Source organism: Mycobacterium shottsii, assembly GCF_010728525.1.
In the GTDB taxonomy this organism is placed as follows: Bacteria; Actinomycetota; Actinomycetes; order Mycobacteriales; family Mycobacteriaceae; genus Mycobacterium; species Mycobacterium marinum.
The window spans coordinates 5,672,447-5,687,930 of the sequence record NZ_AP022572.1 but is presented as its reverse complement, the minus strand read 5'-3'; the positions used below and the strand labels follow the sequence as shown (position 1 = coordinate 5,687,930).

The following is a 15,484-nucleotide window of genomic DNA, read 5'->3' as shown; positions in this document are numbered from 1 at the left end:
ATCTGATGTGTCTAGTCCTGCGGGGCTGGGCTGGAAGGATGTCACTGTGTCTAAGCCGTACCCTCAGGAGTTCCGCGACGACGTTGTCCGGGTCGCCCGCAACCGTGATCCCGAGGTTCCGTTGGAGCAGATTGCCTCGGATTTCGGGATCCACTACACGACGCTGTACGGGTGGCTGAAGAAGGCCGATGTCGACGACGGTAAGCGGGCCGGGACGACCACCAGCGAATCAGCCGAACTGAGGGAAGCGCGTAAGCGAATTCGTTTGCTAGAGCATGAAAATGAAGTGCTGCGTCGGGCGGCGGCCTATCTCTCGCAGGCGCATCTTCCGGGAAAATGATCTACCCGTTCGTCCGTGAGTTGGCCGCCGACGGTATCCCCGTCACGGTGACGTGCCGGGTCCTCAACATCGCTCGCGCGCCCTACTACCGCTGGCTCGACCAACCCGTGACCGACACCGAGTGGAACCGGGCGCATCTGGCCAACGCCCTGTTCGACGCCCACCGCGACGACCCGGAATTCGGCTACCGGTTTCTGGCCGATGAAGCCAAGGCCGCCGGGTTCTGTGTAGCGGAGCGCACGGTGTGGCGGATCTGCAGCGCCAACGGCTGGTTCAGCGTCTTCGGCAAGAAGAAACGCGGGAAGAAGGCCAAAGTGGGGGCTCCGGCGCATGACGATCTCGTGCGCCGGGACTTCACCGCCGCGGGCCCCAACCAGCTGTGGCTGTCCGACATCACCGAGCACCCGACCCGGGAAGGCAAGCTCTACCTGTGCGCGATCAAGGACGTGTGGTCCAACCGCATCGTCGGCTATTCGATGGCTGAGCGGATGGAATCCTCCATCGCTGTTGCCGCAATCGATTCCGCGGTTGCTCGCCGCGCCGCGAAGGTGGCCGGCTGTGTGCTACACAGCGACAGCGGTAGTCAATTTCGGTCAAGGAAGTTGCAGCAGAGCCTGTTTCGTCACCGCATGCTTGGCTCGATTGGCCAAGTGGGCTCGGCCGGCGACAACGCCGCCATGGAGTCCTTCTTCTCGCTGCTGCAGAAAAACGTCCTGAACCGCCGAACCTGGGACACCCGCGAACAGCTGAGGATCGCGATCATCACCTGGATCGAACGCACCTACCATCGTCGTCGCCGTCAGACAGCACTCAGCCGATTGACGCCCATCGAATTCGAGACCATCATGACCCAGACCGCCGAACAGGCGACTAGGGCGTGTCTGCTTAATGTGAATGGTGTTTTGGCTGATGCTGTTTGGGTGATGCGGACGCATGCGATTTCTGATGATTTGTGGTCGCTGATCGTGGCGGTGTTGCCTGCGGGGCGGCGGCGTGGCCGGCCGTGGAACGATCATCGACGTACTCTGGAGGGCATTATCTGGCGTTACCGTACGGGATCTCCGTGGCGTGACCTGCCCGAGCACTTCGGTCCCTGGCAATCGGTGGCCGAGAGGCATCTACGCTGGTCGGTCGATGGCATCTACGCGCGGATCTTCGCGGCGATCGCCTCTGACCTCGACGCCGAGGACGCCGACCTGGGCGCACTGTTGTCGGTCGATTCGACCAGTGTGCGCGCCCACCAACACGCAGCCGGAGCGCCCCGGGCGCCGCACAGGGGGATCTGTCGAATTACAAGAAATATCTCGATGAGCCCGATGACCACGCCATTGGGCGTTCCCGCGGCGGGCTGACTACCAAGATCCACGCCTTGACCGACCAGCTGTGCAGTCCGGTCACCCTGGCACTGTCGGCCGGTCAAGCCGGTGATAATCCGATGCTTTGGCCATTGCTGGCCGCCCGGTGCAGCAACTCATACGCCCCGTTTCACCTGCTGGCGGACAAGGCGTACTCCTATGACTCGACGCGGGCACAGCTGCGCCGGCTCAAGATCGCCCATACCATCCCCGAGCGCAGCGACCAGATCACCCGCCGCAAAGCCAAAGGCCGCAACAGAGGACGGCCTCCGGGGTTCTCAGGCCGAATCTACAAGCACCGCAACACCGTCGAGCGAAGCTTCAACCGGCTCAAACACTGGCGCGCGGTCGCCACCTGCTACGACAAATACGCCCTGACCTACCTCGGCGGTGTCACCCTGGCCGCCATCATCACCTACCACCGCGTCCGCAATTAGCAGACAGGACCTAACCGCTGTCACCTATCTGTGCAGCAGACCCGACTGTCGGCGGCCTGACGTGGCGCCGCCGTCGTAAGCCCACCCGAGCCTGGCTAGGATCACGGGGTGTCGATTGCGCTGCTTCGTGAGATGTTCGAGAAGATGGTCGTTGCCAAGAACGCCGAGTTGATCGGGCATTACTACGACCCCGATTTCGTGATGTATTCCGACGGGCTGCGCCAGGAATTCGCCGAGTTCAGCGAGGGGCACCGCAAGATCTATGCGAGCGCCATCAGCTACGCGATCGAATACGACGAGGACGCGTGGGTGCAAGCCCCCCGACCGGGTCGCCGGACGCGTGTGGATCACCACATCGCGGCCCGGGGAAAAGCCGACGCGAATCGAAGTCATACTCATCGCAGCATACCGAGACGGCCGCATCCACCGAATCTGGGAGACAACATGGCCGAGTTGGCGCAACGTGGCCGCGCTCGAAGACTACTGATCGGCTCATCCGGTAGCACCGCGACGACCTGATGCGCGCGCCAGCGACCACCGATCGGGCGGTGGGGGATGAGGCCTGAACCTGCGGCGGTCGCCCGGGACTTCATTGCGGCGTTCTCGGCGGCGGACTTTGGCGCGATGCGAGGTCTGCTCGCCGCCGACCTGATTGCGCACATCACCAACGCCGATGGCGGTGCGGACGTAGTCAACGGACGCGAAGACTATCTGCGCCGTATCGCGGCAATGGATCTGGATGCGGCGCAGTTCCGGGTCGAGTTGACCCAGCCGCCCCAGCCCGTCGATACCGATCGTGTCTTGGTCATGGTCGAGGTCCGTGCCCGTAAGGGCGACAGTGACCAGCTCCAAGACCTGCACAACTACGCGGCCCACTTGTTGCGGGTCGTGCGCGGACAGATCGCAGAACTCCACATGGTCGACGCGAAAACCGCTGAAAGCGCCAGGTTTTGGGCCTAGCGTGGCGTCGTCACTGCAGCTGGCGCATCAACTCGGCGGCCGCGGATCGGCCGCTGATCAGCGCTCCGTGCACGGTGGCGGGATTGTCGACCCCCACGGCCTCACCGGCCAGGTAGAGCCGATCGCTGATCGGTTCCTGCAGCTGGCGGCGATCGTCGAGACCGGATCCCGGTGCGTGAAAGGAATACGAGCCGAGGGCAAGGGGATCGGTGCTCCAACCCGACGATCGGACCTCGGCGGGGGCGATGTCGTTGCCGAACAGCTGCCGGGCGATCGGTAGCGCGCCAGACATCAACTCACTGGGGGAGCAGGACTCCACGTGCCGGCCACGACGGCCGGCGTTGAAGGCCAGCACAATCGGGCCCGCGGCGGCCGGCAGGGTAAGCCACTGTGACCACATGCTGCCCGGGGGGGCCGAGGAACTGGTAGAAGGCGTTGTCCGCATCCCAGGTGCGTCTGTCGAACCGGAAGTAGCTCTTGGACAGGACGCCAAATCCCAACGCGGCTATGGCGCGACGGTGGTCATCGGACAGAGGAGGATCAAAGGTGATGGCGCCGGATTTCAGGACGCCCACTGGGGCGGTGACTATTGCCGCGGGCCCCTGGAATGTTCGGTCCGCCGCCCGCAGCAACACCGAGTCATCCTTGTGCACAATGGAATCGACCTTCGTGCCGAAGACGATCGGCAGCCCGTCGGCGAGGCGCCGCGGCAATGCGTCGTAGCCGCTGGTGATGACGACCTGTGGCCCGCTCGAATACGTGCCCTGGTCGTAAGTCGTCGCGGAGAGCTGATCCGCGTCGGCGGCGTACTCGTCTTCGATCACGGTGTTGACGTAGTAGGCCAACTCGGCGCGCTCCCGGTCGGACAGGTCGTCCCGGGCGTCCTGATCGTCCAGCGCCGCGGCCAGACTCCCGTCGTCGACATCGCGGCGAGCCTGGGCCACCATCCGCCGCCAGGTGTCGTCGTCGTAGCTGATCGGCGCGAGGCGTGGGTCAACCGCCAGCTTGGCCGGGGTGTCATAGTCGGTTGGCGCAAGCCGTGCCTCGACTTGGCCGGCCAGCTCGAGGAGCGGATTGTCGGTCGTGCCGTGGATCCAGGAGGCGCCCATTTCCAGCGGCACGCCCCAGTCTCGGACGGTATTGACCCGGCCGCCGACCCGATCGCGGGCCTCGATCAGCCGCACCGGCCATCCGGAATCGGCAAGTGCACGCGCGGCGCCCAGACCGGCCATCCCGGCGCCGATGACCAGAATCGACCGCGTATCCGTTTTATCCGCCGGCGTTGCGGGGGCGCTCGGCCGGGCCGCGCGATCCGACGCGCATCCGGCGCCCAACCCGGCAGCGGCGCCGCAGCTCAGGCCCGCTGTCGCCGCCAGGAATTTCCTGCGGGGTACCCGGGACACGTCGTCAGCGTCTCACACTTCACCCGATCGCGGCCGGTCCGCGGCCCGGGGGTCGTTATCGGACCGTGTTCGGGGATTGTGACCGGCGGCACATTGCGCTCATGTAAACTTGCGCCCATCCAGAAGGCGGCAACGGGGCCGCGTTGAAGGGGGAGCGGCGATGAGTGCTCGGAAGGCCACCGACGGCAAGGCGCATACCAAGGCGCCCGCTGCATTGCCGGACGTCCTACCCCCGAGCCGCAGCCTGACCGTCCGCGCGGCGGACGGCACCGCACTGCACACCCAGTTCTTCGGGCCGGCCGATGGCTACCCGATCGTGTTGACGCATGGTTTCGTCTGCTCCATCCGGGCCTGGGCCTACCAGATCGCCGACCTGGCGACCGACTACCGGGTGATTGCTTTCGACCATCGCGGTCACGGGCGCAGCGGCATCCCGCGGCGCGGCGGCTACACCCTCGAACACCTTGCCTCCGAACTGGATTCGGTATTGGATGCGACGTTGGCCCCGCACGAGCGGGCGCTGATCGCCGGACATTCGATGGGCGGCATCGCCATCTCAGCTTGGTCCGAGCGCTACCGGCACAAGGTGCATCGGCGTGCCGACGCCGTCGCATTGATCAACACCGCCACCGGCGACTTGCTGCGCAAGATCAGAATGCTGTCGGTGCCGCGGGAATTGTCGGTGGCTCGAGACTTTGCCGGCCGGGGCCTGATCAACGCGTTCGGCGGGTTTCCGCTCCCGAGCGCAGTCCGGATTCCCACCCAGTACTTGATCGCGATGATGGCGGTCGGGGCCGACGCCCATCCAACCGCGGCACGACTGCTCTACGAACTGTTCGTGCAGACGTCAGCGGCGGGCCGCGGCGGCTGCGCGCGGATGCTGGTCGGCGAGGTCGGATCGCGCCACATCAGTCTGGACGGTTTGACGGTGCCGACGCTGGTGATCGGCAGCGAGCGTGATCGGCTCACGCCGATCAGCCAGGCCCGCAAGATCGCAAGCACTGCGCCCAACGTCTTCGATTTGGTCGAATTGCCGGGCGGGCATTGCTCGATGCTGGAACAGCACCACGAGGTGAACCGGCACTTGCGGGCACTCGTCGATTCGGTCGGCGGCCGCCCCCGGGCCCGCATCAGCTCATAGCAGGGCGGCGACCTCCGCGGCAGCGCGTTGGCCCGATCTGACCGCCCCGTCGAAGTAGCCGGTCCATTCGTCTGCGGTCTCGGTACCGGCCCAGTGAATCGGCCCGACCGGTTTTCGCAATAACTGGCCGTATCTGGTCCACGACTCTGGCGGCTCCGCGGCGGTGGGTCCTCCTGGCGCGAATTGTTCTGTGCCCCAGCAGTAATCGACGTAGTCGAGGGGCTCGAGCGCTTCATCTCCGAACAGCGAGGCGAAACAGCGCAGCGTCCGGTCGCGACGCCGTTCGGCAGACAGCGAGTCGAATTCACGGGCATCGACGAAGCCCATCAGAATGCCGGGACCGTCGTCGTGCGGACTGGCATCGAAGGTGATGAAAACGGGGCCCATGTCTGACAACGAGTGCCCGGTGAAACCGTTGACGCGCCAAAACGGCGTCGAATACGCCGCGTAGGCCTTGCTCAACCGGCCCTGCGGCCAGTTGTCGGCGAGTTCCTGGTACCCGGTGGGCAGCGGGGGATTGAACTCGATGGCGGCGCGATGCGCGGGCGGAATCGCGACAATGACGAAGCCCGCCTCGGCCTGGCCTTGATCGGAGGTGACGGTCACACCGGCACCGTGTCGGTCGATGCGACGAACGGGTGCGTCCAGCACGACATGGGTGCCCAGTTCGGCCGCGGCCAGTTCGGCGATCTGCTGGGTGCCGCCGGGGATGAGCTCCTGCTGGGACCCGTTTTCCACATCGAGCAACCGGTCCAGCCCGCCGGCGGCCCGCACGTAGCGGGCCGCGTGCAGCATGGACACGTCGTCGGGCTCGCACCCCCAGGTCACCCGGGCCATGATCGCCATCAGGTCGTGCGAGGACGCAGAAGCGCGAACCGATCTCAACCATTGCCGCAGCGAGACACCGTCGAGGTCGGCGGCCCGGTTCGCAGCCCAGGGAGCCGATATCGGGATGCTGCGGGCGAGCCTCTCGAATTGCCAGCGTAGCCGCGCGATGTCGAGCAGCCCCGTCAGCGAAAGTCTGGGAATGGTGCCGCTGTAGGGGCGGACCCCGCCGCGCCAGCGGATCACGTTCTTGCCGTCGTGGAAGGTCGGAACGGTGGGAACACCCTACTCGGCGGCCAGCGCCAGGACCGCGTCCTGGGTGGGGCCAACGAACGAGCCGCCCATATCCGCCGGCAATCCGGCGATGGAGCCGGTGAAAGAGCGGCCGCCAACGCGATCGCGACCTTCTAGGGCGTGTCTGCTTAATGTGAATGGTGTTTTGGCTGATGCTGTTTGGGTGATGCGGACGCATGCGATTTCTGATGATTTGTGGTCGCTGATCGTGGCGGTGTTGCCTGCGGGGCGGCGGCGTGGCCGGCCGTGGAACGATCATCGACGTACTCTGGAGGGCATTATCTGGCGTTACCGTACGGGATCTCCGTGGTGTGACCTGCCCGAGCACTTCGGTCCCTGGCAATCGGTGGCCGAGAGGCATCTACGCTGGTCGGTCGATGGCATCTACGCGCGGATCTTCGCGGCGATCGCCTCTGACCTCGACGCCGAGGACGCCGACCTGGGCGCACTGTTGTCGGTCGATTCGACCAGTGTGCGCGCCCACCAACACGCAGCCGGAGCGCGCCCCGGGCGCCGCACAGGGGGGATCTGTCGAATTACAAGAAATATCTCGATGAGCCCGATGACCACGCCATTGGGCGTTCCCGCGGCGGGCTGACTACCAAGATCCACGCCTTGACCGACCAGCTGTGCAGTCCGGTCACCCTGGCACTGTCGGCCGGTCAAGCCGGTGATAATCCGATGCTTTGGCCATTGCTGGCCGCCCGGCGCAGCAACTCATACGCCCCGTTTCGCCTGCTGGCGGACAAGGCGTACTCCCATGACTCGACGCGGGCACAGCTGCGCCGGCTCAAGATCGCCCATACCATCCCCGAGCGCAGCGACCAGATCACCCGCCGCAAAGCTAAAGGCCGCAACAGAGGACGGCCTCCGGGGTTCTCAGGCCGAATCTACAAGCACCGCAACACCGTCGAGCGAAGCTTCAACCGGCTCAAACACTGGCGCGCGGTCGCCACCTGCTACGACAAATACGCCCTGCCCTACCTCGGCGGTGCCACCCTGGCCGCCATCATCACCTACCACCGCGTCCGCAATTAGCAGACAGGACCTAGGCGGCAACAGCATCCTGGCGATGCGGGTGTCGTCCGCGATCGAGAAGTTTCTGGGTGTGGATCTGCCAGTGCGGCTGATGTTCGAGGCTCCAACTGTTGAAAGCCTCAGCAGACAGGTGGAATCACCCTACAGCTCAGTCGAATTGGCTCCCGTTGAGCTGCTCAAGCAGGGCGCTGGAACGCCGCTGTTTTGCCTGCCGCCTGGTGGCGGGCTCAGTTGGATATATCGGAATCTGGGCGCCTATCTGGACTGTCCGATCATCGGCATTCAACAAGTTCCGTCAGATCAGGAAGTAGAACCCGGATCGGTTGGGGATATGGCACGACGCTATGTCGACATGATTCAGGCGCATCACCCTGATGGCCCCTACAACCCTCTCGGTTGGTCCATGGGGGGCGTGGTCGCCCATGAGATTGCCGTTGAGCTCCGCCGGCGAGGATGCGAGGTCGGCCGGCTCATCGTTCTGGACGCGGCCGGCGAGGTCGATAGCGCCGACAGTGTTGCCGAGCCAGCATCCGAAAGCGATGTCCTGGAACTGATCTTGGTCGCTGCGGGAATCGATATCGCGGAACACCCGCGGCCCCTTACCTATCAGCAGGCAGAAGCACTACTCAACCAACGCACACCGGTCGAGTTCTCGCTCCCGCCCAGGCGGATTGTAGAAGTCATGCTTGACAACATGAACGCCAATCAATCAATGAGATTGAAGCATGTCCCGGATGTATTTGACGGTGACATGATTGTCTTCTCCGCCAAGCGGGACAGCGGCGGCCGATCACTCGCAGATAGTTGGCGGCAATACGTTGCCGGCGATATCACGGAATATCCCATCTATTGCACACACGAGGCGATGTTGAACATCGAATCACTGCAATTATTCGCAGAGCGGATCGCTATCTACCTGCGTTAGTTGAACGGCAATAGGACCGACTCGCCCTGAGACTGGAGGCACGACCAATGAACCGCCGCTATTTGTCGGATGAAGAGATACAAGGACTGAACCGAAACCTCCGAATACTGGTCACGACAAATGGCACTCTCACCAGGATTCTCAATATCGTCACCGCCGATGAAATCGTCATCGAGAACATCGATCAGGAGATTCTGCCCGACGCGCCGACTCCGCCGGACCGCGGACAGTTGCCCAAAGGCCGAACTCTGCTGCGCAATGTAGTGCTCAAGGGCAGGTATTCTGGGAGCTCATTCGTAGCCGCAGAGACTTCGATCGTCGTCGATCGAGTCCCGCCCGAGCTCATAGAAAGCCTGGTGAACACGGACCGTCCGATTGGCGAGTTGCTGGTGGCGAGTCGCATTGAGTTCTTCAAGGAAGCGCCGGAAGTCTGGATCGGCGAGTTGCCGGAGTGGATCGTGGCTCCGGAATACGGAATCTCACAGCATCAAGCCCTCGCCCGCCGATACACGATCATCATCTCGGGTCAACCGGCGATAGTCATCACGGAGCATTTCCTTCCGGAGATATTCATCTGCTGTCTCAACAACGACATCGCGATCAACAAGGACATTCGACCCATAACGGCACCAAGGCCCAAACAGTGACTTGAAGCGGCGGCATCGGCACCAACCCGACTGTAGGAAGTTCCAACTTTCTCTACGTGTAGGTCTGCCTTAAGGCAAGGGCCTGCATCCCTGCGCCATGCGGGGAAACGAATGTGTTCATAGTGGCGAGTCAGGACGCGTTCATTCTGCATGCGAAATAACAATCTAGCGTGGCTGCTTGCCAACCAAGCATTGGCGTCAGAATGGTCGGCATCGCCGGCATACTACGCGCCGAACATTGTGACCCACGCCCAAATCCATGAGGGTGCTGCGCGCCTCGGCAACGTGTTTGGTTCCCGGGTCTGCGCACTGGCGACCGTGTCCTGCTGTGCCTCCCGGACTCAACCGATTTGGTGCAGTTACTGCTGGCCTGTCTGGCTCGGGGGATTGTGGCGTTCATTTCGAATCCGGAGCTGCGCCCCGACGACCATACATTCCAGGAGCAGGACACGCAGCCGGCACTTATGGTGACCACTGATGCTCTGCGCGACAGGTTTGCGCGGTCCGGCATCGTGGATCCGGGGGAGCTGTGGGCGCAAGCCAACCAGGCCAAACCGGCGGCCTACGAGCCGTTGACCGGCGATGCCCTGCCTACGGCACCTATACGTCCGGTACCACCGGCGCCCCCAAGGCAGCGCTGCATCGGCACGGCGACGTGTGGGCATTCATCGACGCCATGTGTCGCAATGCATTACGGCTCACCCCCGACGACGTCGGGCTAAGCATCGCGCGCATGTATTTCGCCTATGCTCTAGGTCCTGTCTGCTAATTGCGGACGCGGTGGTAGGTGATGATGGCGGCCAGGGTGGCACCGCCGAGGTAGGGCAGGGCGTATTTGTCGTAGCAGGTGGCGACCGCGCGCCAGTGTTTGAGCCGGTTGAAGCTTCGCTCGACGGTGTTGCGGTGCTTGTAGATTCGGCCTGAGAACCCCGGAGGCCGTCCTCTGTTGCGGCCTTTAGCTTTGCGGCGGGTGATCTGGTCGCTGCGCTCGGGGATGGTATGGGCGATCTTGAGCCGGCGCAGCTGTGCCCGCGTCGAGTCATGGGAGTACGCCTTGTCTGCCAGCAGGCGAAACGGGGCGTATGAGTTGCTGCGCCGGGCGGCCAGCAATGGCCAAAGCATCGGATTATCACCGGCTTGACCGGCCGACAGTGCCAGGGTGACCGGACTGCACAGCTGGTCGGTCAAGGCGTGGATCTTGGTAGTCAGCCCGCCGCGGGAACGCCCAATGGCGTGGTCATCGGGCTCATCGAGATATTTCTTGTAATTCGACAGATCCCCTGTGCGGCGCCCGGGCGCGCTCCGGCTGCGTGTCGGTGGGCGCGCACACTGGTCGAATCGACCGACAACAGTGCGCCCAGGTCGGCGTCCTCGGCGTCGAGGTCAGAGGCGATCGCCGCGAAGATCCGCGCGTAGATGCCATCGACCGACCAGCGTAGATGCCTCTCGGCCACCGATTGCCAGGGACCGAAGTGCTCGGGCAGGTCACACCACGGAGATCCCGTACGGTAACGCCAGATAATGCCCTCCAGAGTACGTCGATGATCGTTCCACGGCCGGCCACGCCGCCGCCCCGCAGGCAACACCGCCACGATCAGCGACCACAAATCATCAGAAATCGCATGCGTCCGCATCACCCAAACAGCATCAGCCAAAACACCATTCACATTAAGCAGACACGCCCTAGACGGCCGAGTCGGGGGCCGCCGCGCGCTTCCCGCCGTTGAGCTCCTGCCAGAACCGGTAGACGTTCACGGCTGAGGGGCGCGGGTCGTAGCGCATCGGCAGGCGGCGGTCCTGCCAGGCCTTGGCGAACTCGTCGTAGAAGGTCGCCAGCTCGAAGTACTTGCGGTCGTCGACGTAGTACTGCTCGTAGATGTCGCGGGTGGTCAAAAAGATGACTTCGTCGGGGGAGCAGTAGTAGAGTGAACCCAGGCATATCGGGCATGGGTGCGCCAGCACGTAGAAGGTGGTCCCGAACAGCTGCTCGTTTCCCAGCTTGGTGCACGCTGCGCGGATGGCGAGGATCTCGGCGTAGGCGGTGGGGTCGTTGGTCTGGGCCACCTTGTTGGCGCTCTCGGCGAGCACCTGGCCGTCTTTGACGATGACCGTCGCGAATGGTCGGCCGCCTTCGGCCACGTTTTGGCGGGCGAGATCTATGGCGCGCTGAGCGAAGTCGGTCACACTTGTCAGCCTAGACCGGGCGCAATCGGCGCAGCCTGTGATACTAACTAGACTATCTATATTCTTTTCCGGGTTTGGGGACGAAGGAGCGGCATGGTGCGTACCGACCGGGATCGTTGGGACCTTGCGACAAGTGTCGGTGCGACGGCGACGATGGTCGCCGCCCAGCGCGCGCTGGCTGCCGACCCGCAGTACGCGCTGATCGATGACCCGTACGCGGCCCCGCTGGTGCGTGCGGTCGGCATCGACGTCTACACCCGGCTGGTGAACGGACAGATTCCGGTTGATGTGGAGTCTGGATTCGATCCGGCCCGGATGGCCGAGGCGATGGCCTGCCGGACCAGGTTCTACGACCAGTTCTTCGTGGAGGCCACCCGAAGCGGGATTTCCCAGGTGGTGATCCTGGCGTCCGGCCTGGATGCGCGCGCCTATCGGCTGGGCTGGCCGGCGGGCACCGTCGTCTATGAGGTCGACATGCCAGAGGTGATCGAGTTCAAGACCCTCATGCTGGCCGATCTTGGGGCCGAGCCGACCGCCGAACGCCGCACGGTTGCGGTCGATCTGCGTGACGATTGGGCGGCCGCGCTGCAGGCCGCCGGATTCGACAAGGACGTGCCCTCGGCATGGAGCGCCGAAGGCCTGCTCGTCTACCTACCCGATGACGCCCAAGACGCGTTGTTTGACAACATCACCGCGCTCAGCGCTACGGGCAGCCAGCTGGCCTTCGAGTTTGTCCCCGACACGGCGGTTTTCAACGACGAGCGGTGGCGTTCGCACCATGCCCGGATGAGCGAACTGGGGTTCGAGATCGACTTCAACGACCTCGTCTACCACGGTCAGCGCAGCCACGTCATCGACCATCTAGCCCGCGACGGCTGGCAGAGCGCGTCCCGCACCGCCAAGGAGCTACACGCGGCCAATGGCTTGGACTATCCCGACGATGACATCGCCGCCGTGTTCGCCGACATCACCTACACCAGCGCGGTGCTCGGGCGCTAAAGGCTGCGCAGCCGGCGCTAGGAGCGCAGCAGTTCATCCCTGAGGCGCGGGGTGATCAGGTCTTGGAAGACCTCCCGCGCGGGACCGTAGAGGTCCTGCAGGGTCGAAACGAGCGCATCCCGGTTGAACTCGGGAATCGAGCCGAGCGGCGTCCAGAAGCTGTCGATGTCCATCAGGAAGAACGGTCCGGTCTGGGCCGCGGTGACGCGACGCAGGTGGTAGTTCGCATCGAGGGCCTGGCCCATGCCCGGGCCGTACCGCAGGATGAGTGACTTGCCGGGCTGCGCCTCCCGATAGACCGCGGCGCCCTGCCACTCGGCCATGGACAGCCCGCCCGGAGCGATGCGTTGCGGACCGAGAAGCTGCTCATCGATCCAGTTGTTCCACGCGATGCGGCCATCGACACCGGCGGGAACCCGGATTTCGAGGACGTACCGCAAGCCGATGCGCTCCACCCCGACGATGGACGACACCTGCGCCCGCGCGTCCGCGACCCGCAGCAGGATGTCGCAGAAATTGTCGAAACTGCTGTAAGCGCTGGTCTCGACGACGATCGCCTGGTTCTTCAGCGACGCGGAAACCGTGTTGTCCCGATTGCCGTAGCGCACGAAACGGTCCGCCACGGGCGTGGGTGCGGCGCCGGGAGCCGTCATGCCCCAACTCACGTCTTGGGCTTGACGTTCGATCGGCAAGTCGTTGATGAGAAGGTGCTTGAGTTCGCGGCTGCTTGATTCGGTGAGCGAATCCGTTGCCGGGTGCCGAATTTCCGCGGTCACCAGAGCAACGGGTGCGTTGGGTTGGACTCCATCGGGATTCATCTCGGGAAGCATAGCCGGAGCATAACCAAGCGCTGGCGGGTTCTAAACGCCGCTCAAGGCTGGACTTGGTCGAAACTGTGAAGTGATCGTGCCCACTCTCATCGGCCGCGGATCGAACCCGGTCGATTCGCGCCTGTGGCCCGCCTCGGGATCGGCCGGCTCCGTGAAACGACCGATCCCGCGCAGGGAATCGGCCGAGTTCACGGCCCGTTTGAGTGCCCCCACTAGGACTCGAACCTAGGACCTGCGGATTAAAAGTCCGTAGCTCTACCAACTGAGCTATAGGGGCTGCGGAGATCAAGGATACTGGGTCCGAAATGGGGGCTCGTTTGAGGATTGGCCCTGTGGTGACCTAAGCTAGCGAGGCTTCCAACGAACCACGTTGCGAGTGCCCCGGAGTGATTCGGTTCGGGCCCCCATCGTCTAGTGGCCTAGGACGCCGCCCTTTCACGGCGGTAGCACGGGTTCGAATCCCGTTGGGGGTACACGCGACGCGGTAACGCGGAGCGAAGCAGTACAGCAAGGCCCTGTGGCGCAGTTGGTTAGCGCGCCGCCCTGTCACGGCGGAGGTCGCGGGTTCGAGTCCCGTCAGGGTCGCCGATTACGGCGAGGCACATGCTGCCTTGGGGCCAGGTAGCTCAGTCGGTACGAGCGTCCGCCTGAAAAGCGGAAGGTCGGCGGTTCGATCCCGCCCCTGGCCACCAGGTTTGACCTGCTTGTATGCGGTGACAGCACTCTTTGGATTGATTGTCTTGTCCGGTTCCTGTCCGTTCACCTGGTTGGCGACGGTGCTGCAGAGTCGGTCGAGATTCGCGGCTACGTGATCGAGTTCGTCTGAGTAGAGGTCGCTGTAAATATTCGCGGTGACAGTCGGTGTCGAATGTCCCATCGTTTTCTGGACGTAGCGGAGGTCGGCGCCGGATGCCCGGGCCAGGCTGGCGTAAGTGTGGCGTAGGTCGTGAATCGTTAAGGGCGCTAGTTCGGTCTTGTTGAGTGCTTCGTTCCAGTGGGTGTGTCTGCGCCAGTTGTTGGATCTGAGGTAGCCGCCGTTGGGTGAGGTAATCGCTTGCTCCCGGGGCCCGCGGCCGGCAATTCGTGGCTTGAGTGCGTCGATGACGACTTGGGGGAGTGGGACGGTTCGAACCGCAGCGCGAGTCTTCGGAGGTCCGACGACGATCCGACCCTCGACCTCAGGAGCTGCTTGGCGGACGTAGAGGCGGCGTGCCTTGAGGTCGATGTCGCCGATACGCAGGCTGACGAGTTCAGACCACCGCAGGCCCGTGAATGCCAGAATTGTGACGATATCGCCCTGGTCTCCGCATGCCGTTGCCAGGGCCGCGACTTCCGCCGCGGTGAGATAGCGGTGGCGTTCCCGTGCCGGTATGCGGCCAGATGACACACCCTCGGCCGGGTTAATGTGGATTCGGCCCTCCCCGCGAGCCATGTCCAGAATCGAGCGCAGCAGCCGGAGCGTGGCGAGCTTGGCCCATGGGCCGACGGTGAGGCTGCTGATGAACTGCTGAATGTCGGCGCGGCTGATTTCGTCGACCGGCATATGTCCGAACCGTGGATTGATGCGAAGCTCCCAATGCTGGGTGTAGCCGCTCCACGTCTTGGGTGAGACGCCCGGGCGTTTGGATGCGCTGTATTGCGTCCAAATGGCCGAAAGGTTTGCGCGGCCAAGCCTGGGGTCGAAGCGCCTGGCGCCGATTGCCGCTTCGCCGTCGCGATCGGCCTTGAATGCTCGCGCTTCCCGCATGGTGGCGAACGTCGATGACGTCTCGACCCATCCCGATGGGGAGTTGGGATCGCGCACCAAGTAGCGCACTTGGTAGCGCGTCTGGCCGGCTGAATTGGTGCGCTTTCGTATACCGCGCGGTGCGGAGCCGGCCATTCAGCGCCGGACCTGTTGGAGCCATGCACGGACTTCGGCTGCGTCCCAACGTCTTACGCGATCGGAAAGTGTGTAGCAGGGAGGTCCGACGTTCTCACCTTGTTCGCGCAGGGCGCCCCATCGGCTTACGGTCGCGGCGGATACGCCGAAGAGGTCGGCAACTTGCTCCGCGGTGAGGAGCGTCGGGAATGTAGATACCGTGCTGAAGTTGGAAGTGGTCATGG

11 protein-coding genes, 4 tRNA genes and 7 pseudogenes are annotated in these 15,484 nt (G+C 63.9%); 13 read left to right on the top strand and 9 right to left on the bottom strand.

Features of this window, described 5'->3' with window-relative positions:
- Positions 1-46 precede the first annotated feature (46 nt).
- The 4 genes and pseudogenes from G6N41_RS26340 to G6N41_RS26325 form a co-directional block, all read left to right on the top strand.
- Positions 47-1,209 (top strand): annotated as a pseudogene (locus tag G6N41_RS26340) (IS3 family transposase); the annotation flags it as partial.
- A 51-nt stretch (positions 1,210-1,260) separates the two neighbouring features.
- Positions 1,261-2,132, top strand: a pseudogene (locus G6N41_RS26335) (IS5 family transposase).
- A 108-nt stretch (positions 2,133-2,240) separates the two neighbouring features.
- A complete protein-coding gene (locus G6N41_RS26330; RefSeq protein WP_198968079.1) occupies positions 2,241-2,651 on the top strand; it encodes a hypothetical protein in 411 nt (136 codons plus the stop codon).
- A 36-nt stretch (positions 2,652-2,687) separates the two neighbouring features.
- Positions 2,688-3,092: a nuclear transport factor 2 family protein gene (locus G6N41_RS26325; protein WP_198966105.1), complete on the top strand. Its 405-nt coding sequence runs from the start codon at positions 2,688-2,690 to the stop codon at positions 3,090-3,092.
- Between the two features lie 10 nt (positions 3,093-3,102).
- Here the strand turns inward: G6N41_RS26325 and G6N41_RS30220 are convergent, their stop codons facing one another.
- Both G6N41_RS30220 and G6N41_RS26320 read right to left on the bottom strand, forming a co-directional pair.
- On the bottom strand, positions 3,103-3,492 hold the full coding sequence (locus tag G6N41_RS30220) for an FAD-dependent oxidoreductase (RefSeq protein WP_336280895.1): 390 nt from the start codon (positions 3,490-3,492) through the stop codon (positions 3,103-3,105).
- A complete protein-coding gene (locus tag G6N41_RS26320) occupies positions 3,389-4,426 on the bottom strand; it encodes a flavin monoamine oxidase family protein (RefSeq protein WP_336280893.1) in 1,038 nt (345 codons plus the stop codon). Before G6N41_RS26320 ends, G6N41_RS30220 begins: the two co-directional genes overlap by 104 nt.
- Positions 4,427-4,655: 229 nt before the next feature.
- Here G6N41_RS26320 and G6N41_RS26315 point away from each other — a divergent pair, with 229 nt between their 5' ends.
- Positions 4,656-5,636: an alpha/beta fold hydrolase gene (locus G6N41_RS26315; RefSeq protein WP_198966104.1), complete on the top strand. Its 981-nt coding sequence runs from the start codon at positions 4,656-4,658 to the stop codon at positions 5,634-5,636.
- On the opposite strand, the pseudogene G6N41_RS26310 reads toward G6N41_RS26315, so the two are convergent.
- Positions 5,631-6,869, bottom strand: a pseudogene (locus G6N41_RS26310) (flavin monoamine oxidase family protein); the annotation flags it as partial. The gene G6N41_RS26315 and the pseudogene G6N41_RS26310 sit on opposite strands and share 6 nt — an antisense overlap.
- A gap of 49 nt (positions 6,870-6,918) precedes the next feature.
- On the opposite strand from G6N41_RS26310, the pseudogene G6N41_RS26305 reads away from it, so the two are divergent.
- From G6N41_RS26305 to G6N41_RS29845, 4 genes and pseudogenes are all read left to right on the top strand, one after another.
- Positions 6,919-7,793 (top strand): annotated as a pseudogene (locus tag G6N41_RS26305) (IS5 family transposase).
- Positions 7,747-8,718, top strand: coding sequence for a thioesterase domain-containing protein (locus tag G6N41_RS26300; RefSeq protein ID WP_198965674.1), 972 nt, complete (start codon positions 7,747-7,749; stop codon positions 8,716-8,718). The pseudogene G6N41_RS26305 and the gene G6N41_RS26300 overlap by 47 nt, the downstream one beginning before the upstream one ends.
- A gap of 47 nt (positions 8,719-8,765) precedes the next feature.
- Entirely contained in the window at positions 8,766-9,365 is a 600-nt protein-coding gene (locus tag G6N41_RS26295) for a chorismate--pyruvate lyase family protein (RefSeq protein ID WP_198965673.1), read from the top strand.
- A gap of 150 nt (positions 9,366-9,515) precedes the next feature.
- Positions 9,516-10,122: pseudogene (locus G6N41_RS29845) on the top strand (AMP-binding protein); the annotation flags it as partial.
- Positions 10,123-10,130: 8 nt separating this feature from the next.
- On the opposite strand, the pseudogene G6N41_RS26285 reads toward G6N41_RS29845, so the two are convergent.
- Positions 10,131-11,002, bottom strand: a pseudogene (locus G6N41_RS26285) (IS5 family transposase).
- Positions 11,003-11,048: 46 nt separating this feature from the next.
- A complete protein-coding gene (locus G6N41_RS26280; protein ID WP_198966103.1) occupies positions 11,049-11,549 on the bottom strand; it encodes a nucleoside deaminase in 501 nt (166 codons plus the stop codon).
- Between the two features lie 93 nt (positions 11,550-11,642).
- Here G6N41_RS26280 and G6N41_RS26275 point away from each other — a divergent pair, with 93 nt between their 5' ends.
- Positions 11,643-12,548: an SAM-dependent methyltransferase gene (locus tag G6N41_RS26275; protein ID WP_198966102.1), complete on the top strand. Its 906-nt coding sequence runs from the start codon at positions 11,643-11,645 to the stop codon at positions 12,546-12,548.
- A 17-nt stretch (positions 12,549-12,565) separates the two neighbouring features.
- Here the strand turns inward: G6N41_RS26275 and G6N41_RS26270 are convergent, their stop codons facing one another.
- Together G6N41_RS26270 and G6N41_RS26265 are read right to left on the bottom strand one after the other, a co-directional pair.
- Positions 12,566-13,378, bottom strand: coding sequence for a TIGR04255 family protein (locus tag G6N41_RS26270; RefSeq protein WP_020730787.1), 813 nt, complete (start codon positions 13,376-13,378; stop codon positions 12,566-12,568).
- Positions 13,379-13,582: 204 nt separating this feature from the next.
- A tRNA-Lys gene (locus G6N41_RS26265) sits at positions 13,583-13,655 on the bottom strand.
- Between the two features lie 123 nt (positions 13,656-13,778).
- Here G6N41_RS26265 and G6N41_RS26260 point away from each other — a divergent pair.
- The 3 genes from G6N41_RS26260 (at position 13,779) to G6N41_RS26250 (ending at position 14,070) form a co-directional block, all read left to right on the top strand.
- Positions 13,779-13,851: transfer RNA gene (locus G6N41_RS26260), tRNA-Glu, on the top strand.
- A 38-nt stretch (positions 13,852-13,889) separates the two neighbouring features.
- Positions 13,890-13,963: transfer RNA gene (locus G6N41_RS26255), tRNA-Asp, on the top strand.
- Between the two features lie 30 nt (positions 13,964-13,993).
- Positions 13,994-14,070: transfer RNA gene (locus tag G6N41_RS26250), tRNA-Phe, on the top strand.
- A gap of 35 nt (positions 14,071-14,105) precedes the next feature.
- On the opposite strand, the pseudogene G6N41_RS26245 reads toward G6N41_RS26250, so the two are convergent.
- A pseudogene (locus G6N41_RS26245) lies at positions 14,106-15,260 on the bottom strand (site-specific integrase); the annotation flags it as partial.
- Positions 15,261-15,482, bottom strand: a complete 222-nt coding sequence (locus G6N41_RS29305; RefSeq protein ID WP_231608722.1) for a helix-turn-helix transcriptional regulator — start codon at positions 15,480-15,482, stop codon at positions 15,261-15,263.
- Positions 15,483-15,484 lie beyond the last annotated feature (2 nt).

Excerpts from the sequence above, each read along its gene's own strand:
- G6N41_RS30220 (WP_336280895.1), bottom strand. The coding sequence starts at position 3,492 with ATGTGGTCACAGTGGCTTACCCTGCCGGCCGCCGCGGGCCCGATTGTG.
- G6N41_RS26315 (WP_198966104.1), top strand. The coding sequence starts at position 4,656 with ATGAGTGCTCGGAAGGCCACCGACGGCAAGGCGCATACCAAGGCGCCC.
- G6N41_RS26270 (WP_020730787.1), bottom strand. The coding sequence starts at position 13,378 with ATGCTTCCCGAGATGAATCCCGATGGAGTCCAACCCAACGCACCCGTT.
- G6N41_RS26275 (WP_198966102.1), top strand. The coding sequence starts at position 11,643 with ATGGTGCGTACCGACCGGGATCGTTGGGACCTTGCGACAAGTGTCGGT.
- G6N41_RS26295 (WP_198965673.1), top strand. The coding sequence starts at position 8,766 with ATGAACCGCCGCTATTTGTCGGATGAAGAGATACAAGGACTGAACCGA.
- G6N41_RS26325 (WP_198966105.1), top strand. The coding sequence starts at position 2,688 with ATGAGGCCTGAACCTGCGGCGGTCGCCCGGGACTTCATTGCGGCGTTC.
- G6N41_RS29305 (WP_231608722.1), bottom strand. The coding sequence starts at position 15,482 with ATGACCACTTCCAACTTCAGCACGGTATCTACATTCCCGACGCTCCTC.